We start from the raw sequence: 21,243 nt of genomic DNA, 5'->3' as shown, positions 1-21,243 counted from the left end.
CCGTCACCTAAAATTTTAAAAGGAGCCATACATATGAGAATTACAAATAATATGATGATTAGTAATATGATGAGAAATTTAAATAATCACATGATAAATTTAGATAAGCTTGATAATCAAGCAAGTACTGGAAAACGCATATCTAAACCATCTGATGATCCAGTGGGTATGTCTACTATTTTAAGGCTTTCGTCAGATATATCTAGCCATGAACAATATAAAAAGAATATAGATGAATCCTTATCTTGGCTGGATGCTAGTGAAACTGCCATAACTCAATTAAAGGACGCCTTACAAAGGGTAAGGGAATTAACTGTAAGAGCATCAAATGACACTTTAACGGATGAAGACAGGGCCGCTACAAAAAAGGAAATATCTCAACTAAAAGATCAAATTGTATCTATTGGGAATACTAACTTTGCAGGAAAATTTCTATTTGCAGGATACAATACTTTAGATGAGCCTTTTGAGGAAGTAGAAGTTGACATTGATGGAAAAACGGTAAAACGATTAAAATATAACGGCAAGTTTTTGTCACCAGGAGGAGCAGTAGACCCAAGTATAGACGATACTGAGTTTAAAAACTTTCTTATTAATCCATTAAATAAGGAACTTACATCTACAGAGTTAGACCAAGATAAACTAATTGAAATAGGAACTAAGAATTATGTAGATGTGAACATAACTGGTGATGAACTGGTTCAAATAGGATTTTTAGGCACCTATGACACCTTAACTAGGTTAGAGATGGCTTTAGATAAACCAGATAATGAAGATTCTGCTTCCTATAAGAAAGGATTTATAGAGAGTGAATATAAAACTACTCCTATAAGTGGTCTTGATAATAGTGCGGATAGAAAATTAGTTATAACTGTTGGAGATGACAATGTGGAAATAGAAGTGCCAGCAGGAGAAAATATGCAAGATATAATAAATGAAAATGACTTTCTTAAAAATAAAGGAATAAAGGTTACACCTGATGGAACTGATATGATTTTCTCAGGAGATGTGGAATTTTCTGTAACTCCAGATGGTGGTACAGCAACAAATGCTACATATGTTAAACATCCTATAGTAGTGGGAGAGCGATTAGAAGGAACAATAGATAGTCCAGTAGGTGGTATGACCATAGATGTAGATGGAGTTACTATAACTATACCAGAAGGTAGTTATAATATGGATACATTAGCAGGCAGAAACAAGTTAACAGACATAATAGAAGATGAACTTAAAAATAATGGTTCTGATATAAAAGTAAAAATGACTGATGATAATAGATTAATGTTTGTTAATGAAAGTTCTTCAACTGTATTTACAGTAAAAGCTCAAAGTTTATTAGGTATTGATTCTGATACGACAGCAGAGGAATGTGTAATAAAAGAACAGGAGTTAAGTACTACAGATATAATAGGTGATATAGATAAAAATATGACTAATATACTATCCATAATATCAGATATTGGTGGAAAAACTAATAGACTTGAATTAGATCAAAAACGCATAGAAGATAATATACTTAATTTTAATAAACTATTATCTAAAACTCAAGATGTGGATATGGCAGAGACTATAATGAAGATGAAGATGGAAGAGAGCGTATATAAGGCAGCTTTATCTGTAGGTTCTAGAATAATTCAACCAAGTTTGTTAGATTTTCTTAAGTAAGGAAAGATGTTAGGGATTAGGAGGTTTTATAATGCCTTTTAAAATAAATACTACCCCTGCCTTAATAGGCATAGAAACTAAAAATGCCAGCTTAGAAATAAGACAACCTAAAGCAGAGGTAACCATGAAAACAGAACCACTGAAAATGAAAATAGAAAAAAAAGATAGTAAAGTTCAAATAGACCAGAGCGTATGTTTTAGTGAAGCTAATCTAAAATCCATATTTGAACTAATAAAACATTCGGCACAAATGGGAAAGCAAAAGAGTATGGAGGCCATAGGTAGAATTTCGTCAGAGGGAGATGAGATGACGAAAATAGAAAACGGTGGGAATGCCATAGCTAATATGGCTAAAAGAAATTCAATTAATGAGAAAAATTATGATGTAACATTTATACCTAAGAGTAGACCTAAAATAACAGCCACAGAACCTACTCTTAACATAGATTTTGAAGGTGGAAAAACTAACATAGATGTGAAAGCAAATAAAGTGGATATTAAATATAATCCAGGAAAAGTTGATGTTTATTTAAGACAAAAAAATAGTATAAATATAGAGTATGTAAATGAAGAAGTATAAAATTAGTTAATCCTTAACCAACAGGAGGTATTAGGATGTTTATAGAAACTAAACATTTTGGAAAAATAGAAATTATAGAAGAAAATATAATAAGTTTTAAAGATGGATTATTAGGTTTTGAAGAACTAAAAAAATATATATACATAGAAAATGAAGATACTGAAAATCCATTTAATTGGCTTCAATCTCTTGAAGAGCCAGAACTTGCCTTTGTAGTTACGAATCCATATGTATTTGTGAAGGACTATGAATTTGATATTCCAGAAAAAATAGTAGAAGATTTAGAAATAAAAGAAATAAAGGATGTAATGATTTGGGTTATAGCAGTAGTGCCAGAGAACGTAGAAAATATGACTATTAACCTTAAAGGTCCTGTTATTATGAATTTAAAAAATAAAAGGGCAAAACAAATGGTAGTAAATAGTGAAAAATATAGCTTGAAGCATAGGATTTTTGAGCAAACTCTACACGCAGGTGATGCCGTATGTTAGTTCTTACAAGAAAGAAAAATCAAAGTATCCTTATAGATGATCATATAGAGATTACAATTGTTGGAATAGAAGAAGGAAAAGTAAAAGTGGGAATATCTGCACCAAAGGATGTAACTATTCTTAGGAAAGAAGTATATTTAGAAATTCAAGAAGAAAATAAAAAAGCAGCCAGCGGAAGCGTAGACTTACAAAGCTTGAAAAATTTAATAAAAAATAAAAAAATATGAAGAAATGTGAAAAAATATGAAAAAATATCTAAAGTCATATAAAAATTTACCGATAACCATAATGTAAGGAAATTTGTTAGTAAAATCTTTGGGGGCCCACAAAGATTTTAAATAAAAAATAAGTCTTGTGACATGGATGTCAACAAGAAAAAATTCAGGGAGGAATTACATATGAGAATTAATAATAACTTAATGGCAATGAACACACATCGTCAAATGGGAGTAAACCAAGGAAATTCAGCAAAATCAATCGAAAAATTATCATCAGGGTTAAGAATTAACAGAGCTGGTGATGATGCAGCAGGTCTTTCAATATCTGAAAAAATGAGATCTCAAATCAGAGGTCTAAATCAAGCTTCAAGAAATGCTCAAGACGGTATCTCAATGGTACAAACTGCTGAAGGTGCATTACAGGAAACTCAAGCAATTCTACAAAGAATGAGAGAGTTATCAGTTCAAGCTTCTACTGATGCATTAGATACTGAAGACAGAACTGCTATTGGTGAAGAACTTGTAGCTTTAAGAGATGAGATAGATAGAATTGGTGAAACGGCAGAGTTCAATGGTAAAAAATTGTTAAAAGGTACATTAGCTACAACGTTTGATGGTACATCTGATGTTAAAGCTGGAACAGCAGTATCAGCTAAGGCAACTATTTCAGATGTAGATGTAACTGGTGGTGAAGCTAATACAACATATGCAATTGCTCAAGGTGCTTCTGGAGCAGGTTATGTTGCTTTATCAGCTAATGGAACTACTCAAGAGATACAATTAACAGATGCAATGTTTGATACTTTAGGAGAAGAAACTGTTTTAGATTTTGATAAATTAGGAGTTAAGATAACACTAACATCTAGTACTGCTGGTTCAGGTGGTGAAGCTAATACTGTTGAAACTGCTTTATCAGCACTAACATCAGTAAAAACTTTAGCTGGTAGTTCGACGGCAAATGTAGTTGTAGGTTCTAATGCTACAGCTGATGAAACTATTCAGATAGGTTTTGATGACATGAGAGCATCTGCTCTTCATACAGATTTAGGAACATTAACTAATACTGCAGTAGCTGATGTAACTACAGCAAAAGCACTAACAGGAAAGTTAGATACTGCATTAACAAAAGTTTCTAAGCAAAGAAGTGAATTAGGAGCTTTCCAAAACAGATTAGAGCATTCAATCAAAAACTTAGATGCATCATCTGAAAACTTAACAGCAGCAGAATCAAGAATCAGAGACGTAGACATGGCAAAAGAAATGATGAAATTCCAAAAGAACAATATTTTATCACAGGCAGCGCAATCAATGTTAGCTCAAGCAAACCAACAACCTCAAGGAGTACTTCAATTATTAAGATAATTGAATATCTAGTAATAATAATTGCAGGGTCAGAGAGTTTTTTCTCTGGCTCTTTTTATAATTTTCCTTCCTTTTTAAGTCGTCTAACTTTATCAACTAATCCCCAATAAGGTCTTTGTAGTATATGGGCAATTTTTTTATTTGTTATGTGCTTATTTTTTATCTTTATTATTGTATTTATATCTTCTTTAGAATAGTGATTATCTATAATATTTAATGGACATGTGATGATTCTTTTATTAGTGGTAGAACTAAGCTTATTTGGGGTATATTTTAAACGGTTTTTAACATCTACTTTATATTTCATACAGGGAATTTGATTAACATAAGGTTTTACTAAATCTATAAACTTCATCAGCTCATTCCTTTTGTTTAACTCCAACATGGATTTCTTCCCATCAGGCCTTTTCTTAAGCTTCAATTGTATATCAAAAGTTTCCTTTATATGATCTTTAAGTAATATATTCTCTTGTTCTGAAAAATTCAGAGAATATATTGAAATGCGTGGGAATAAAAAAATGCTATTTTTCGGTGAGAAGAATCTATTACCAAGCTACCATCATCCATGTACAAACACGCTAATCCAATAGCATGGTCTAATAATTTAATATTTTCATAATTTAATATTTTTACTTTATTTTTATAAAACATATTATACAATTCTGTAAGTAGTGGATAACTTGGAGATGATAATTTCCCATATTTACAATTTTCATTGAATTTAAAACCTAGATTAGATAACATCTTTGCTTTCCATTTTCTATAGGGCATTTGTGCATCACATCCATGATCTCTGTAATGTGCATTTTTACTTCTACCATAAAGGGCAAGGCTTCCATCTCCTAAGAGACTTCCAATTATGCTATTTCTCTCTATTTAAGATATGTTATAACTTTTAATGTGTTCTTCATTCTTCTTATTTTGGGACTCAATGAATCCATAATTATACAGTTTTTTGATAAGAATCATCTCCTTGCAAGAACTTATGTTCTGTAATTGTTTTATGTATTTTTAAAGAAATTATTTTAGATCAGTATTGGGTAATTAATGGGGGTTATGTATGAAAAGAGAATATTATTGAAAAAAGATCATCAATAGAAGAAATAAAGAACATAAAAAAATAGGGACGATTAATCGTCCCTATTTACATGAACATGTCCATAAGCATGCCCTTTATATCATCTAGTCTTTTAACTACATTTATCCTATCCACTTCTCCGCTTAAAAACTCATTTGTCAATTCACTAAGGGCCTTATCAACCTTCTTAACCTTAGTAAAGACCCTATGACGTCCTCTTCTATCTAAAAAATTATCCTTCTCAAACATATAAGAATTAGTAACTGCCACGTCCATAAATTCTTTTACTAATTTTTTATATTCAACCATATCTTGAATGTACAATTTATCAGATAATCTATCAGCCTTTTCCGTTATTTTAGAGTAAAGGTCCTCTAGTTTTTCTTTCACATCTTCAGATTTTATTTTATTAAATTGATCCTTAAATTTAATAGTTTTTTCTGAATCTAACTTCACAAGGGGTGGAGTCTTATGTATTTTATTCATTTGTAATTTAGGTATTTTATTTATCATATTAGTTATACTATTCAACTATAACACTCCTTACAAATCTCACAAGAGTTAACTATGCTGTTAAGTATATCGGCATAAAGGAAAAAAACTTTAACTTTAATGTAAGTATGCCGATATATTTTATAGAAAGTATATGAGGTGGGATATTAAATTGCTAAATATAAAGAATAATATATTAAATAAAATAAATTTATATGATAGTTTACCTAAAAACAATTTAAATATGGAAGGAATAGTATTGGAAAAGGATAATAAGGAACTAGTCCTTCAAACGAAGACTAATAAACTTAATATAACCCTAAAGGAAGATATGGATATAGGCGTGGGGGATAAAGTAAATTTAAAGAGAAACCAAATAGAAAAGATGGAAGTAGTAAAAGAAGACAATATAACTAAAGGAAGATATGAGACCATATTAGAATCTATGGGCCTTGAAGCTAATGAGAGAAATATAGAAGCAATAAAGGAACTTGAAGAAAATGGCATGAAGATAAACAGCGAAAATGTGGGAGCCATGGTAGCTTCTAAAGATTATTTAGACATAGTAAAGGAAAACTTAGATTATGATATGGCCCTTAAATTAGAAGAAAAGGACATAGATATATCAAAGGACTCCTTATATAAAATAGCAAAGGCAATAGAATCTATTAATAAGGAAGATATAAAAGTAGAAAGTAAGGTAGGAGAGCTAACCACAGAAGAAGCTGAAAAAATAGCTAAAAGCATATACGGTGCGGATGCAGGAAAAGATATAATAGATATTATAAAGTCACTTCATAAAGAGGGAATGGATATAAATAAAGACCAGATAGAAAAGATATATAAGTTATTTTATAAACTAGATAGTATAAAAGATATAGGGGATGAAATAATAGTCAATCTGTATAGAGGAGAAAAAAGCATTAGTATAGAAAGCTTGTATAGAAATAAAATGAATATTACCACTGGAGATATAGGTATAATAAGTGGCTCTAATATGGTGGCAAATATGTACGAAAGTACAACTATAAAAGATAATAATATTAGTTTGTATGAGGAAGAAAATGTTAAAGCTGTAAAAGTAAAAAAAATCATAGACAATCTTAATGAGAAATTAGATTATAAAATAGTTAACAAGTTATCTATGGATATAGACGGTGAAATAGAAGAGGAAGATATTGAAATATTAGAGAAAAAAGTGGATGAAATTAATGAGGAAATAGGACCAGTTGAAAATAAGGAGAAGGGCAAATCATTTTTAGTAAAAGGTTTAAAAAGAGTATTAGATGTTGATAAAATATTAAATAAAATCAAAACTCTAAAGCCAGAGCACATTACATATCATGAAGGAAGAAAACTTTCTTTTACATTAAAAAATATAGAAAAGACTTATGATGAAATGAATTATATTAATATGGATAAAAAAATAGATTTAAAAGAAATTGATAACATACAAATGGAATATGATAAACTGCAAAATACATTAACGCCAGAAAAAATAATAGAGATGACTAAGATGTCATATAATGTACTTACTATGCCTATGGAAGAAATAAATAGATTCAAGATTAAAAAATCTTATGATACTAAATTGAATATTATTAATAATATATCTAAATATGATAAAAAAATATTACCAGTAATATTAAAAAATAATATTAATTTAACATTAAACGAAATAGGTAAGGTGCAAAAAATACTAAAAGGAGAAGAAAGTTTTATGGAGACTATCCAAAAGGCATTAACGTCCTTAGAAACGTCTCCTATTATAGAAGAGCAGATAAAAGAAATAAAAAGATTATCAAAAGACATTTCCGATAATATGAAAGATGGAAAGAATATAGAAAAAGAATATGAAAAATTGTTAAACTTAATAGGAGATATGAACAACAACAGCCACTTCTCACAGCAGAATAAAAATGAAATGGAAGGCACTATAAACAATATACGTTTGTATAAAAAACTAAACAACAAAGATACATTCATAGATATTCCCATAGAGATAAATGGCAATATGAAAAATCTTCAAATATACATGAAGAATAAAGAAGTAACGTCTGATGGGTTAAATATGGCCTTATATTTAGACACTAATAGTTTAGGAAAATTAAATATAAATGTGAACATAAAGAATAATAATGTTAGCATGGATATAATATCAAAACCTTTAGATTCAGTGAATGAATTTCAAGGTTTAGAAAATTTCTTAAAGAAAAACTTAGAATCAGTAGGATATAATTTACATAGTTTAAATATAACCAAAGAAAATGAAGTAAATGAGGACGTGGAGTATGTAGAACACTCTAGTGCTTCCTTTGTAGATATGGTTGTATAGGGGGGGCATTATGAAAAAGAATATAAAAAAAGCTTATAATATATGTGAATATGAGGAAAAACAGGTTTCGGAAATGGTAATTCCTGAGAAAATATATAAGTTAGTGCCTAAAATATTAGAATATGTAGAAAAAGTAGATGAAAAAAAGACTAAAGGTATAAAGCCTTAGTCTTTTTTTTCCGATATAAAAGATGAACAGGAGGGACGTTATGAGAATAAGAACTAATTTATCTGCTATGAATGCCCATAGACTACTTAGTAGAACCTATGATGAAAACAGTAATGTACTTGAGAGGTTATCTTCTGGAAAGAGAATTAATAAAGCATCAGATGATGCATCAGGTATGGCAATGGCATCTAAAATGCATGACCAAATTAGAGGGCTTAGAATGGCATCGCAAAATGCACTAGATGGCATATCTTTAGTTCAAACGGCAGAGGGTGCGCTAACTGAAATGCAGAGCATGTCTCAAAGAATAAGAGAATTAGGTGTACAAGGTGCTAATGGAACCTTAAGCTCTGAAGATAAAGGGGCGATACAAAATGAAATTGATGAATTGGTAAAAGAAATGGATAGAGTCGCAAAGTCTACAGATTTTAATAAAAAGAAACTTTTAAATAAAGATGACAACAAATTAGATTTACAAGTTGGGGCTAATAAAAGACAATTATTTGAGTTAAATCTGGAAAATTTAGATGCTAATTCTTTGGGAATAGATTCTTTAGATATTAATAATGCTGGAGATGTAATAGGAAAAATGGATAATGCCATTAGTAAAATATCTAGTATAAGAAGCCAATTGGGAGCATACCAAAATGGACTTGAAAAAATAATTAGTAACATAGATAATAATGAATTAAATTTAACTGCTGCTTTATCTAAAATAGAAGACGCAGATATGGCCTATGAAATGTCAGAATTCACAAGGTTAAATATATTACAACAATCTGGTATGGCCATGTTATCACAAGCAAATCAAAAGCCACAGGCTGTACTTCAATTATTGTAGTAGGTGATTTAGATTGATAGATAATGAATATTATATTAATAAAATAAGTACATCAAATGAAGCAGGGCTCATAGCTGTAATGTACGAGCTTTTAATAAGACATATGGGAAATTGTATAAGTAAAATTGAGAATAAAGAAATAGATTATGTACATGTACAAAAATGTAAAGACATATTAAATGAGTTTTTTCTGATTACAAAGGGAAATAATGAAATTTCCAATAATATAAGAGGACTATTATTATATGTAAATAAATTAATAGATAAAGGATATCATCTTAAAGATGTGAACCAATATAAAGAAAGTATAAAAATTATACACCCATTATACGAGGCGTGGGATCAATTAAGTAAGTGCGAAAGTAATGATGTAAATAGATATAATGGTTATGGAATGGACAAAATGTATACTCACAATAATTTTAATGGGAAAGGATAAAGGTGAAGTATATGAGAGTTGATGCTATTAACAATAGTGGTGTGGAATATAAAAAGGTAGAAAATGTTGAGGTTATAAAAAGCACACAGCAAGTAAAGGCTCAGATTGACAATGAAAATAATAGAAAAAATGATGAATTCTCAGGTGAAAAACAATTAATAAAAGAAATTGAGAAGACAGATAAGGATATAGCAATTAAAAATACTTCTTTAAGATTTGCAATCCATGACAAAACAAAGGAAGTTATGGTTAAAGTTATAAATGATGATACTGACGAAGTAATAAGAGAAATACCATCAGAGAAAGTATTAGATATGGTGGCTGCTGTCCTTGAGAGAACGGGACTATTTTTAGATACTAAAGCGTAAGGAGTGAATGAGTAATATGAGAATAACTGGGATAGCCTCTGGAATGGATACGGAGACTATGGTTAACGATCTAATGAAAGCTGAGAGAGTAAGGTTAGATAAAATTGAACAGGAAAAACAGCTTTCACTATGGAGACAAGAACAGTACAATGATATTAATAAATCTATTTCACAGTTTATTTTAGATACTAGAAAAGATTTATTTGGTACTTCAAGCTATAGTAAATCTCCATCTTCCCTTACCTGGGTAAATAAGGCTACATCTTCAGATGAAAGTATCTTTACTGCAAGTTCAACTGCAAGTGCCCCTACAGGAACCCATACTATGAAGGTAACTCAAATTGCTAAAGGGGTTAGTGTTGCTAGTGCAAGCGCGGTAAGTGCTACTAATGACTCTAAGTTATCAGACTTAGGTATTGCTGATGGAAGTATAAGTTTTGATATTGATGGAACTAATACTGCTACCATACAATACAAGGCAACTGATACTGTTAAGGATTTAATTGATAAAATCAATAGTGCTATGGGTGATGAGCTTGTTCCTGATCTTAATACTCCTAAGGTACCTCTAGGAATTCAAGCTAGTTTTGATGATGCTAATGGAAGATTGTTTTTATCTACTAAAGGAACAGGGCTAAAAGCACAGATAAAAGTAACAGATGATGCTGGAAAATTATTTACAGGTGGTACTGATAAATTTAAATTGGGACTTACTGAGGATGTAGCAGTAAATGGACAGAATGCTAAAATAGACTTTGATGGAGCTATAGGTCTTGAATATGAATCTAACAATATATCTATAAATGGAATTAATATTACATTAAATTCTACGAGTGCTACAGATCAAACAATAAAAATAGACACGGATGTGGATGGTATATATGATAAAATAAAGGGATTTGTAGATAAATATAATGAATTAATAGGAAATCTAAACAAGGAAATATCGGAAAAAAGATATAGAGACTTCAATCCTCTTACAAAAGAGGAAAAAGAAGCCATGAATGATGACGATATAAAGCTCTGGGAAGATAAAGCAAAGAGTGGTCTTTTAAGAAATGACCAATACATTAATAAATTAATTCAAAATGTAAGAAGCGGATTATATGAATCTGTAATAACAGACGATAAAGGGACTAGTGATACTTCCGATGATATTGAATTATCCCCATATTCTCAATTATTTGAAATAGGCATTACTACAGGAGAATGGAAGGATAAAGGAAAATTAGTAATAGATGAAACGAAGTTTAAGGATGCAATTAAAGCAGATGCAAGTGGAGTGATGGACTTATTATTTACCCCATCAGATGAAGATAATAGTTCTAAATCAGGACTTGTAAATCGAATGTATGATCACATGATAGATGGTATGAAGGAAATTATAAATAAATCTGGAACAGGAGATAACTCAGAATTATACAGAAGTGTAAAGAGCAATATTTTAATAGATTTTGTTACAGGTGGAAATGGAAGAAAAGGTGCTATAAGTTTAATAGATGAAGAAGTATTGGCATTTGACACTAGAATTACAAGGGAACAAGATAGACTTAGTAGTGTAGAAGCAAGATATTGGAGTCAATTCTCTGCTATGGAAAAGGCCCTAAGTGAAATGCAATCTCAAAGTTCTTGGTTAACACAGCAGATGGGATAATAAATAAAATCAATTTAAAGGTTCTTAGTTGGCAAGATAGATGGTAAGTATATAGAAAGGAAGTAGATAAGTATGGCAATGAGAAATCCTTATGCAAGATTTAATCAATATAAACAAAATAATATTATGCAGGCATCACCAGAAGAACTTACGTTGATGCTTTATAATGGAGCAATTAAATTTATCAATCAAGGAATTCTTTTTATTGAGCAAAAAAATATAGAAAAAACCCATAATGCAATTATGCGTGCAAATGCTATAATCAATGAGCTTAACGCTACATTAGATATGAAATATGAGGTTGCTAAAGGATTTAGACCCTTATATGACTATATTTCAGATAGATTAGTAGATGGAAATATTAGTAAGAATGTGGATGCGTTAAAAGAAGCTTTAGAATTAGTTACAGAACTAAGGGATACTTGGAAGGAAGCTATGGTAATAGCTAAGAAAAAGTAGGTTATTATGGATAAAATTAATGAGTTAATAAATATATGTAATAATAAAATTGAACTTTTAAAAGAAATGCTACATATAACAAAAGGGCAAAAGGATATAGTGTCTGCAAATAATGTGGATAAATTATCACGCAATATAAAAGAAAAACAAAAAATAATAGATAAAATAAATCAGTTAGATATACAGTTTTTAGAAACACTTAACAAAGTTAAAGACATTTTAAATGTGCAATCTATGGATGAAATATCCTTAACTAAATATCCACAATTTGTAGAAGTAAAAAGCAGAGTAAAAAAAATTATGGAATATTTAGAGAACATAAAGAAAATAGATGATGAAAATAAATTATTAATAGAAACTGAATTTAATGAATTGAAGAAAAAAATGAAAAATGTAAAAGTTCAACAAAGCGGTAGAAAGATTGCATCAGCATATACTAAAAAATATGCTTCTGTAAGTGGTGTCTTTTTAGACAATAATAATTGATATTTTATCAAAAAGAGTGTATAATATATTGTGCATGATGTAGGTCTGTGGTTGAAAGTCCAAGCCAGTCGCAGGCAAAAGGACCCACGTAAGGTAATTTTAAAAAGTAAATTATTGATCATGGTGCGGCTTAGAAGTAAGACCTGCCAGTTAAATCTGAGAGAAGTAATAGTGAGGCAAACCCGGAGCAAACCTTCCAGCAGGCGAGTGTGGGGGCAAAGACCAGGTCAGCTATGATTATGCGAGTTAAAACTTCCATTTTGATATGGAGGTTTTTTTATTTGTAAAAAATGGAACAATTGGACATTATCAACTTGTCCACCTACAATTAACAATATATCCACAGAAAAAACAGGACTAATACTTTATTAACAGAGTTGTTAACATTATCCACAAAAAAGTTATTCTATATGTGCACAATGTGGAAAAACTGTGAATAAGTTACATGGGTTAAATAAGATAAAATAATAAAGTATCATAAGATAAATTTTCTACCATAATATAAATATATATAAACTATTTAATATATTACTGCTAAAATTATATAAAAAGTTTTACAGCTTCTTTTGGAAAAATTTTAAATTATATGTTTATCTTTTTGCTTAAAGGGTATGAATGTAATAAGAAAACTTGTCCAAACATAAAAAAGTGTAAATAATATTCGTATCATATGAATATTAATTATATAAAGAATAAAGGGTTAAGATTTAAGAACATCTTTTACCTACTATTTTGGAAGGGGCTGAAGTATATGAGAATTAAAGTCAATGGAAAGAATGTGGTAGTGACTCCAGCTTTAAAGGCAGCAGTAGAAATGAAATTAGAGAGATTCGAAAAATACTTCAAGGAGGATACAGAAGCGCAAGTAACATTGGGAGTTCAAAAGAATAGACAAATTATTGAAATAACAATTCCTATTAACGGTTCTATACTTAGAGTTGAAGAAGCTACTGATGATATGTATTCTGCTATAGATAAAGCAGTAGATAAATTAAATAGTCAAATTAGAAAACATAAAACTAGGTTAGAAAAAAAATACAGAGGACATAATCATATAAAGTTTGAACATATTCCAGCATATGAGGAAAAACATGTGGATGCGAAAGTTGTTAAAACTAAAAGATTCGCAATAAAACCTATGGGTGAAGAAGAAGCAATACTACAAATGGAATTGCTAGGACATAGCTTCTATGTGTTTACCAATTCTGAAACAGATGACGTAAATGTAATCTATAAGAGAAAAGATGGAAATTATGGCCTAATAGAACCTACTTTTTAAATAAAATTTAATATTATATAAATAAAGCCCTTTTATAAAATAAATATAAGAGGGCTTTTTTAAATATAGTAATTACAGGGAATAAAAAAATATTTTCTAAAGGATATATATGATTATACATAGAAATATTAATATAGATAGAAAGTAACAAAATATAATGTGAATTTGGAGAAAAGTCATATTTGTGATATTATTAAAAAAATCAGACTTTTATAATTAAGATGAGGTGAACCGCATGTTTTTAGAGGGAATCACATTAGGTATAATAATTGGAAAGTTACGAGGTGGAAGATTAGGGAATATAGGACGGACTAACATGAAAATGTGGCCATTAATAATATTTGCCCTATTCATTCAGTTTTTACCACTGTTTATAGGAAGTTATAGTTGGAGTGGATATATTGTTCCTTATGCATACATAGTATCCCTTGGACTAATCCTTGTATGTTTAATATTTAACTTGGATAAAAAATCACTCTGGATAGTATCTTTAGGAATGCTCCTTAACATGGTAGCTTTAATATTACACAAAAATGCCATGCCCATATCCATGGACTTAATAAAAAATACAAACTATATACAAAGTATTAGTGAAATTAATAATAATAATTTAATTAAATATATTGAATTTGAAAAAGTAGAAGGAATTAGTAAATATTTAGGACGATTTATTTTGATTAAAAGACCATATATATCTTCATCAATAATGAGTATAGGAGACATATTAGTATCAATTGGAGTTTTAGCGTTTACACAAGCTCAAATGCTAAACAATTATTATCATAATTATTCTTACTCAAGTAGAAGTAGAATGATAAAATTTAGATATAGTGGGAATAAATAAAGGAAGAACTAAAGTTCTTCCTTTTGTTTGAACTTTTTTAGTTACTAGAAAAATTTAAGTCTAGAAGACTGTGAATAACTAAAAAAAAGAAGGGGGTGTGGGGGAAGAATTCCCCTACCTCTTTAAAGGAGGGTGTTCAGATTGCGTTAGCAATCGTCGAAGGGAACCATAGGGTTCCATAACGAATCATACGAAGTATGATTTTTTATGGATAAAAAAGTCTAATAATATTATAAGTTAAAGAGCATTTTGTGATGAATTAGTGAATTAAGTATGAAGTTATATATATGTGTTCTAATTAATAGTTATATATGTTAAAATTAAGTTTAAAGCAAGAATCGAGAGGATGATACAAATGGGTTTTTTTGATAAAATATTAGGACGATTTAATGAGAAGGAAGTTAAAAAATTATATAAAACTGTAGATAAGATAGATAAATTAGAACCTGAAATGCAGAAGCTTTCAGATGAAGAATTGAGAAATAAAACAATTGAGTTTAAAGAGAGATTAAATAAGGGAGAAACCCTAGATGATATATTACCAGAAGCCTTTGCCGTAGTAAGGGAAGGGGCAGTAAGATCTTTAGGTATGCGTCATTATAGGGTTCAATTACTTGGGGGTATAGCCATACATCAAGGTCGTATATCTGAAATGAAAACTGGGGAAGGTAAGACCTTAGTGGCTACAGCACCAGTATATTTAAATGCCCTAACAGGTAAAGGGGTCCATGTAGTTACAGTAAATGATTATTTAGCTAAGCGTGATATGCAGTGGATGAGTAAGGTTTATAGTTTCCTAGGTTTAACTGTGGATTGTATAGTTCATGGAATGGATAATGAGGAAAGACGTGCTGCATATAATGCAGATATAACTTATGGTACAAATAATGAATTTGGTTTTGATTATTTAAGGGACAATATGGTTACCTATAAATCTGAAATGGTTCAAAGGGAACTTAACTTTGCTATAGTAGACGAGGTGGATTCCATCCTTGTGGATGAGGCTAGAACCCCACTTATCATATCTGGTGCAGGAGAAAAATCCACAAAGTTATATTTAGATGCAGATAGATTTGTTAGAACATTAAAAGCAGATATAGATTACACCGTAGATGAAAAGGAAGGTACTGTAGTATTAACAGATGATGAGGAAGAAGGAAGATCAGCTGTAAAGAAGGCTGAAGATTATTTTAAAATAGATAACTTAGCAGATCCTGAACACATTCAATTATCTCATCATATTAATCAAGCTCTAAAGGCCCATACTACTATGGAGAGAGATAAGGACTATGTAGTAAAGGATGGAGAAGTAGTAATTGTAGATGAGTTTACGGGAAGACTTATGTTTGGTAGAAGATTTAGTGAAGGTCTTCACCAAGCCATAGAAGCAAAGGAAGGCATGAGGGTACAAAGGGAATCTAAGACCTTAGCAACTATTACACTGCAAAACTACTTTAGAATGTACAATAAATTATCAGGTATGACAGGTACTGCTAAGACGGAAGAAGAAGAATTTAAACACATATACAACATGGACGTTGTAGTTGTGCCTACAAATAAACCTATAGCCCGTGAAGATTTATCTGATGTTATATATAAGTCTAAAATGGCTAAACTAAATGCTGTAATAAATACAATAGAGGAAAGAAATAAAATTGGTCAGCCTGTTTTGGTTGGTACCATATCCATATCAGATTCTGAGCTTATAAGTAAATTACTTAAAAAGCGTGGAATAAAGCATGAAGTATTAAATGCTAAACAACATGAAAGAGAAGCTGAAATCGTAGCTGAAGCAGGTCATTTTGGAGCAGTAACTATAGCTACTAATATGGCAGGTCGTGGAACGGATATTAAATTAGGTGGAAATCCAGAGTTTATGGCTAAAAATGAAATGGAGAAAATGGGGTATTCAGATTATCTAATATCCATGAGTACTAGTTTTGCTCCAACTGAAGATGAGGAGATTATAAAAGCTCGCGAAACATATAATAAATTACATGATAAATATAAAGAGCATACGGATAAGGAATATGAGAAGGTGTTTAATGCTGGTGGTCTTTATATAATAGGTACAGAAAGACACGAATCACGAAGAATAGATAATCAGCTAAGAGGACGTTCTGGACGTCAAGGAGATCCAGGTGCTTCTCAATTCTATATATCATTAGAAGATGATTTAATGAGACTATTTGGAAGTGAAAGAATTCAAGGAGTAGTAGATAAATTAGGAATGGAAGAGGATGAACCTTTAGAAGCTAGAATTCTTAGTAAATCTATAGAAGGTGCTCAAAAGAGAGTTGAAGGAAGAAACTTTAGTATTCGTAAACATGTACTACAATATGATGATGTCATGAACAAACAAAGGGATGTAATATATAAAGAAAGAAAAAGCGTGTTAGAAGGGGAAGACCTAAAAGGCGAAATAATGAACATGTTAAATTCTGTAGTAGAGAGTGCTGTTAATTCTTATACTGCTGGAGAACAATATCCAGAACAATGGAATTTAAAAGGACTTAAAGAAAACTTAAGAAATATATTCTTACCAAAGGATAGTCTTGAGTTTGATAATGTAGAAAAATTAACTATAGAAAGTCTTAACAATAAAATAATAGAAATCGGTAAGAACTTATATGAAGAGAAGGAAAATGAAGTTGGCTCTGAAAGAATGAGAGAACTTGAGCGAATGGTAATGCTTAGAGTAGTAGATACAAGATGGATGGATCACATAGATGCTATGGATCAGTTGAGACAAGGTATTGGTCTTAGAGCTTATGGACAAGAGGATCCAGTTCGTGCTTATCAAAATGAAGGTTTTAGCATGTTTGAAGAAATGATTGGAGCTATTCAAGAGGAAACTTTAAAATATCTATTTAATGTAACTACAGAGACAAATACGGAAAGAAAGCAAGTGGCCATAATCAGTGGAACTAACAGCCCAGATTCTAATACTATAGGAACCATAAGAAAGGGCCAAAGAACTGGTAGAAATGAACTTTGCCCATGTGGTAGTGGAAAGAAATATAAGAGATGCTGTGGTAGCAAATAATTTCATTAAAATATTTTAACGCTAAACGATTTGTTTAGCGTTAAATACATATATAGGGATGGTGAAATATGTTAAATATTCAAGAATATAAGCAAAAACTAAGAAACATGGATGAAAAAATACAGAATCTTGGGGTGTCTCTTTGACACGGATAGATTACAAAAGGAGTTAGAAGAATTAGAGAAAAAGACTATGCAAGAGGACTTTTGGAATGACTCTAGTAAGGCTCAAACCATACTCCAAAAAAGTAAGGCATTAAAGGATAAGATAGAAGCCTTTAATAATTTAGAGGAAAAGCATGAGGAAATAGAAATTTTACTAGATATGGCAGTGGAAGAAAATGATGAATCCTTAGACAAAGAGATAAAGTTAGAATTAAAGGATTTAAGTGAAAATATAGAGAAGCTTAGAATAGAGACCCTTTTATCAGGAGAATACGATAAAAATAATGCCATACTATCTATCCATGCAGGAGCAGGGGGATTAGATGCTCAAGACTGGGCAGAAATGCTTCTTAGAATGTATTTAAGATGGTGTGATAAAAGAGGGTTTAAAGTGAAAACGCTAGACTTAATAAGAGACACGGAGGCAGGAGTTAAAAGTGTTACTCTTCTTATAAAAGGAGAGAATGCCTACGGGTATTTAAAAGGTGAAAAGGGAGTACACAGACTAGTTAGAATCTCACCATTTGATTCTTCTGGAAAGAGGCATACCTCCTTTGCATCTATAGATATAATGCCAGAAATAGATGAAAATGTGAATGTGAATATTAATCCTGTGGATTTGAAGATAGATACTTATAGGGCAGGGGGAGCTGGAGGACAGCATGTTAATACAACAGATTCAGCAGTACGTATAACCCATATTCCTACAGGGGTTGTAGTTCAATGTCAAAATGAAAGATCCCAGCATATGAATAGAGATGTGGCCATGAAAATGTTAATGTCAAAGCTTATTGAATTAAAGGAAGCGGAGAACAAAGAGAAAATAGAAGATATAAAGGGAGATTATAGTCAGATTGCCTGGGGAAGCCAAATAAGGTCCTATGTATTTAATCCATATAATCTAGTTAAGGATCACAGAACTAATGCGGAAATAGGAAATGTGGGTTCTGTTATGGACGGAAATATAGACCTTTATATAAATGAATATCTAAAATGGAAAAAGGGTCAAAAATAGGGGGAGATACTAATGATAATAGATATTTTATCAAAGGAATTTAACATAAGTAGGAAACAAATAGAAAGTACTATAAACCTAATAGACGAAGGGTGCACAGTTCCATTTATAGCTAGATATAGAAAAGAAGTAACAGGGGGACTTAGTGACGTAATACTTCGTGAACTTAACGATAGATTAACCTATCTTAGAAACTTAGAAAAAAGAAAAGAAGAAGTAATAAGAATTATAGAAGAACAAGGAAAGCTTACGGAAGAATTAAAGGATAAAATATTAAAGGCTAAAGTATTGCAAAAGGTGGAAGATTTATATAGACCATATCAACAAAAGAGAAGAACTCGTGCTACCATAGCAAAAGAAAAGGGATTAGAACCCTTTGCCTTAGACATACTAAAGGGCATTATGGATGATTTAGAAAGTGAAGCTAAAAAATATATAGATGAAGAGAAGGAAGTAGGTACAGTAGAGGATGCCATAAAGGGTGCCATGGATATAATAGCAGAAACCATATCTGATACTGCAACTTACAGGGAAAAAATAAGAAATCTAAATGTACAAAAGGGGAGCATACAATCAACAGGACTAGAAACAGAAGAAGATAATGTATATGAAATGTATAAAGAGTATGTGGAAAAGGTAAAGACTATTCCAAATCATAGAATACTTGCCATAAATAGAGGTGAAAAGGAAAAGGCTCTAAAGGTAAAAATAATTAGCCCTGATGAAGAAATAATAGAGTTATTAGAAAAAAGTGTTGTAACCAATGCAAATAAAAAACATGAAAATATATTAAAGGAAGTAATTGGAGATGCATATAAAAGATTGATTTCTCCATCCATAGAAAGGGAAATTAGAAATATGCTTACGGAGAGGGCAGAAGATGAAGCCATAAAGGTATTTGCTAAGAATACTAAGCCCCTTCTTATGGTTCCTCCAGTAAAGAACGTTAGAGTTTTGGCCATAGACCCAAGTTATAGGACGGGATGTAAGATTTCAGTATTAGATGATACGGGTAAATTGTTAGAGTATACAACTATCTATCCTAATGCACCACAAAATGAAGTGGAAAAATCTAAAAAGGTATTAAAAGAATTAATAGATAAATATGATATAGATGTTATTCCTATAGGTAATGGTACTGCATCTCGTGAAACGGAAATGCTAGTGGCAGATATGTTATCAGAGATAGATAAAACTGTATATTACACTATAGTAAGTGAGGCAGGAGCTTCTGTATATTCAGCATCTAAGCTTGCAGCAGAAGAATATCCAGATGTGAATGTATCCATACGTGGAGCCATATCTATAGGACGTAGACTTCAAGACCCACTGGCTGAATTAGTTAAAATAGATCCAAAGAGTATAGGAGTAGGACAATATCAACATGACCTAAATCAAAGTAAGTTAGGGGATGCTTTAACAGGTGTAGTAGAAGATTGCGTAAATACAGTAGGTGTAGATTTAAATATTGCAACTCCAGCCTTACTTGAATATGTATCTGGTATAAACAAATCTATTGCTAAAAATATAGTGGCATACAGAGAGGAAAACGGAAAATTCACAGATAGAAAAGAGATTAAAAAGGTTAAGAGGCTTGGTAATAAAGCATTTGAACAATGTGCAGGTTTCTTAAGAATTTCAGATGGGAAAAATTCACTGGATAATACAGCAGTTCATCCAGAGTCCTACAAAGTAGTATTAAAATTACTTAGTGATTTATCCTATACAAATGAAGACATAAAAAATGGCCATATGTCTGATATAGAAGATAGAATAAAAGAAAAATATGGTGACATTAAAACTATAGCAGATGAGTTAGAAATAGGAGTACCTACCCTAGTAGATATAATAGGAGAACTAAAGAAGCCAGGCCGCGATATAAGAGAGGAAATGCCAAAGCCTGTATTCAGAAGTGATGTTCTTAAGATGGAAGATTTGAAGGTGGATATGGAGCTTACAGGTACGGTTAGAAACGTGGTAGACTTTGGTGCCTTTGTAGATATTGGAGTAAAGCAAGATGGTCTAGTTCATATATCTCAACTAAGTGACAAATTCGTAAAAAATCCTATGGATATAGTAGCTGTAGGAGATGCTGTTAAAGTAAAGATTATAGATATAGATTTAAAAAAGGGAAGAATTAGTTTAACCATGAAGGGAATAAAATAGAATAAGAAAGTACCAGCAATTGTTATATGCTGGTACTTTTTTTGATACATTTTAATTAACATATATACAAATCTTAAATTTATATTAAATAA

Annotated in this window: 21 protein-coding genes; 18 read left to right on the top strand and 3 right to left on the bottom strand. The window is 30.9% G+C overall.

Annotated elements, in window-relative coordinates; translation table 11 throughout:
- The first annotated feature begins 33 nt into the window (after positions 1-33).
- The 5 genes from flgL to CCE28_RS10930 all read left to right on the top strand — a co-directional run bounded on the left by flgL (position 34) and on the right by CCE28_RS10930 (position 4,316).
- On the top strand, positions 34-1,665 hold the full coding sequence (gene flgL, locus CCE28_RS10950) for a flagellar hook-associated protein FlgL (protein WP_095133748.1): 1,632 nt from the start codon (positions 34-36) through the stop codon (positions 1,663-1,665).
- 31 nt (positions 1,666-1,696) lie between these two features.
- Positions 1,697-2,245, top strand: a complete 549-nt coding sequence (locus CCE28_RS10945; protein WP_095133747.1) for a DUF6470 family protein — start codon at positions 1,697-1,699, stop codon at positions 2,243-2,245.
- 35 nt (positions 2,246-2,280) lie between these two features.
- Positions 2,281-2,736 (top strand): flagellar assembly protein FliW, encoded by a 456-nt coding sequence (fliW, locus tag CCE28_RS10940; protein WP_095133746.1) that lies wholly within the window; start codon positions 2,281-2,283, stop codon positions 2,734-2,736.
- Positions 2,730-2,963 (top strand): carbon storage regulator CsrA, encoded by a 234-nt coding sequence (csrA, locus tag CCE28_RS10935; RefSeq protein WP_095133745.1) that lies wholly within the window; start codon positions 2,730-2,732, stop codon positions 2,961-2,963. Before fliW ends, csrA begins: the two co-directional genes overlap by 7 nt.
- A 171-nt stretch (positions 2,964-3,134) precedes the next feature.
- Complete coding sequence (locus CCE28_RS10930) at positions 3,135-4,316, top strand: flagellin N-terminal helical domain-containing protein (protein ID WP_095133744.1); 1,182 nt, start codon at positions 3,135-3,137, stop codon at positions 4,314-4,316.
- A gap of 55 nt (positions 4,317-4,371) precedes the next feature.
- On the opposite strand, the gene CCE28_RS10925 is transcribed toward CCE28_RS10930, so the two are convergent.
- From CCE28_RS10925 to CCE28_RS10915, 3 genes are all read right to left on the bottom strand, one after another.
- Positions 4,372-4,737 (bottom strand): hypothetical protein, encoded by a 366-nt coding sequence (locus tag CCE28_RS10925; protein WP_141228351.1) that lies wholly within the window; start codon positions 4,735-4,737, stop codon positions 4,372-4,374.
- 62 nt (positions 4,738-4,799) lie between these two features.
- Positions 4,800-5,174, bottom strand: a complete 375-nt coding sequence (locus tag CCE28_RS10920) for a hypothetical protein (protein ID WP_242972966.1) — start codon at positions 5,172-5,174, stop codon at positions 4,800-4,802.
- 286 nt (positions 5,175-5,460) lie between these two features.
- Complete coding sequence (locus CCE28_RS10915) at positions 5,461-5,925, bottom strand: YaaR family protein (protein WP_242972964.1); 465 nt, start codon at positions 5,923-5,925, stop codon at positions 5,461-5,463.
- Between the two features lie 133 nt (positions 5,926-6,058).
- On the opposite strand from CCE28_RS10915, the gene CCE28_RS10910 reads away from it, so the two are divergent.
- The 13 genes from CCE28_RS10910 (at position 6,059) to CCE28_RS10855 (ending at position 21,151) form a co-directional block, all read left to right on the top strand.
- Positions 6,059-8,221 (top strand): DUF6240 domain-containing protein, encoded by a 2,163-nt coding sequence (locus CCE28_RS10910; RefSeq protein ID WP_095133741.1) that lies wholly within the window; start codon positions 6,059-6,061, stop codon positions 8,219-8,221.
- 10 nt (positions 8,222-8,231) lie between these two features.
- A complete protein-coding gene (locus CCE28_RS22240) occupies positions 8,232-8,390 on the top strand; it encodes a hypothetical protein (protein WP_176461772.1) in 159 nt (52 codons plus the stop codon).
- 40 nt (positions 8,391-8,430) lie between these two features.
- A complete protein-coding gene (locus CCE28_RS10905; protein ID WP_095133740.1) occupies positions 8,431-9,231 on the top strand; it encodes a flagellin N-terminal helical domain-containing protein in 801 nt (266 codons plus the stop codon).
- A 13-nt stretch (positions 9,232-9,244) separates the two neighbouring features.
- Positions 9,245-9,670 carry a flagellar protein FliS gene (locus tag CCE28_RS10900; protein WP_095133739.1) on the top strand — a complete coding sequence of 142 codons (426 nt, stop codon included), beginning with the start codon at positions 9,245-9,247 and terminating at the stop codon, positions 9,668-9,670.
- An 11-nt stretch (positions 9,671-9,681) separates the two neighbouring features.
- The gene (locus CCE28_RS10895; protein ID WP_095133738.1) at positions 9,682-10,038 is read left to right on the top strand and encodes a flagellar protein FlaG; all 357 of its coding nucleotides are present in this window, start codon (positions 9,682-9,684) and stop codon (positions 10,036-10,038) included.
- Between the two features lie 16 nt (positions 10,039-10,054).
- Positions 10,055-11,692 carry a flagellar filament capping protein FliD gene (fliD, locus tag CCE28_RS10890; RefSeq protein ID WP_176461771.1) on the top strand — a complete coding sequence of 546 codons (1,638 nt, stop codon included), beginning with the start codon at positions 10,055-10,057 and terminating at the stop codon, positions 11,690-11,692.
- A 72-nt stretch (positions 11,693-11,764) separates the two neighbouring features.
- A complete protein-coding gene (fliS, locus tag CCE28_RS10885; protein ID WP_095133736.1) occupies positions 11,765-12,151 on the top strand; it encodes a flagellar export chaperone FliS in 387 nt (128 codons plus the stop codon).
- A gap of 6 nt (positions 12,152-12,157) precedes the next feature.
- Entirely contained in the window at positions 12,158-12,637 is a 480-nt protein-coding gene (locus CCE28_RS10880; RefSeq protein WP_095133735.1) for a flagellar protein FlgN, read from the top strand.
- A gap of 751 nt (positions 12,638-13,388) precedes the next feature.
- Entirely contained in the window at positions 13,389-13,916 is a 528-nt protein-coding gene (hpf, locus tag CCE28_RS10875) for a ribosome hibernation-promoting factor, HPF/YfiA family (RefSeq protein WP_095133734.1), read from the top strand.
- A 235-nt stretch (positions 13,917-14,151) separates the two neighbouring features.
- Positions 14,152-14,760, top strand: a complete 609-nt coding sequence (locus tag CCE28_RS10870; RefSeq protein ID WP_095133733.1) for a DUF5317 family protein — start codon at positions 14,152-14,154, stop codon at positions 14,758-14,760.
- A 355-nt stretch (positions 14,761-15,115) separates the two neighbouring features.
- Positions 15,116-17,806, top strand: coding sequence for a preprotein translocase subunit SecA (gene secA, locus CCE28_RS10865; RefSeq protein ID WP_095133732.1), 2,691 nt, complete (start codon positions 15,116-15,118; stop codon positions 17,804-17,806).
- Between the two features lie 68 nt (positions 17,807-17,874).
- Positions 17,875-18,985 (top strand): peptide chain release factor 2 gene (gene prfB / locus CCE28_RS10860; protein ID WP_141228350.1). Its coding sequence is split into 2 segments (ribosomal slippage): positions 17,875-17,949 and positions 17,951-18,985, totalling 1,110 coding nucleotides; the frame shifts between segments, so codons are not numbered across the junction.
- Between the two features lie 12 nt (positions 18,986-18,997).
- Entirely contained in the window at positions 18,998-21,151 is a 2,154-nt protein-coding gene (locus tag CCE28_RS10855; protein WP_095133731.1) for a Tex family protein, read from the top strand.
- Positions 21,152-21,243 lie beyond the last annotated feature (92 nt).

The organism is Anaeromicrobium sediminis (assembly GCF_002270055.1).
In the GTDB taxonomy this organism is placed as follows: Bacteria; Bacillota; Clostridia; order Peptostreptococcales; family Thermotaleaceae; genus Anaeromicrobium; species Anaeromicrobium sediminis.
Note: the sequence above shows the minus strand (reverse complement) of the source record. Positions and strands in the feature narration are given on the sequence as shown.

Bases quoted from the DNA above. Each gene is read 5' to 3' on its own strand.
- secA (WP_095133732.1), top strand. From the start codon at position 15,116: ATGGGTTTTTTTGATAAAATATTAGGACGATTTAATGAGAAGGAAGTT.
- CCE28_RS10905 (WP_095133740.1), top strand. From the start codon at position 8,431: ATGAGAATAAGAACTAATTTATCTGCTATGAATGCCCATAGACTACTT.
- flgL (WP_095133748.1), top strand. From the start codon at position 34: ATGAGAATTACAAATAATATGATGATTAGTAATATGATGAGAAATTTA.
- CCE28_RS10895 (WP_095133738.1), top strand. From the start codon at position 9,682: ATGAGAGTTGATGCTATTAACAATAGTGGTGTGGAATATAAAAAGGTA.
- CCE28_RS22240 (WP_176461772.1), top strand. From the start codon at position 8,232: ATGAAAAAGAATATAAAAAAAGCTTATAATATATGTGAATATGAGGAA.
- CCE28_RS10945 (WP_095133747.1), top strand. From the start codon at position 1,697: ATGCCTTTTAAAATAAATACTACCCCTGCCTTAATAGGCATAGAAACT.
- CCE28_RS10880 (WP_095133735.1), top strand. From the start codon at position 12,158: ATGGATAAAATTAATGAGTTAATAAATATATGTAATAATAAAATTGAA.
- fliS (WP_095133736.1), top strand. From the start codon at position 11,765: ATGGCAATGAGAAATCCTTATGCAAGATTTAATCAATATAAACAAAAT.
- fliD (WP_176461771.1), top strand. From the start codon at position 10,055: ATGAGAATAACTGGGATAGCCTCTGGAATGGATACGGAGACTATGGTT.
- fliW (WP_095133746.1), top strand. From the start codon at position 2,281: ATGTTTATAGAAACTAAACATTTTGGAAAAATAGAAATTATAGAAGAA.
- csrA (WP_095133745.1), top strand. From the start codon at position 2,730: ATGTTAGTTCTTACAAGAAAGAAAAATCAAAGTATCCTTATAGATGAT.
- CCE28_RS10930 (WP_095133744.1), top strand. From the start codon at position 3,135: ATGAGAATTAATAATAACTTAATGGCAATGAACACACATCGTCAAATG.
- CCE28_RS10870 (WP_095133733.1), top strand. From the start codon at position 14,152: ATGTTTTTAGAGGGAATCACATTAGGTATAATAATTGGAAAGTTACGA.
- hpf (WP_095133734.1), top strand. From the start codon at position 13,389: ATGAGAATTAAAGTCAATGGAAAGAATGTGGTAGTGACTCCAGCTTTA.
- CCE28_RS10855 (WP_095133731.1), top strand. From the start codon at position 18,998: ATGATAATAGATATTTTATCAAAGGAATTTAACATAAGTAGGAAACAA.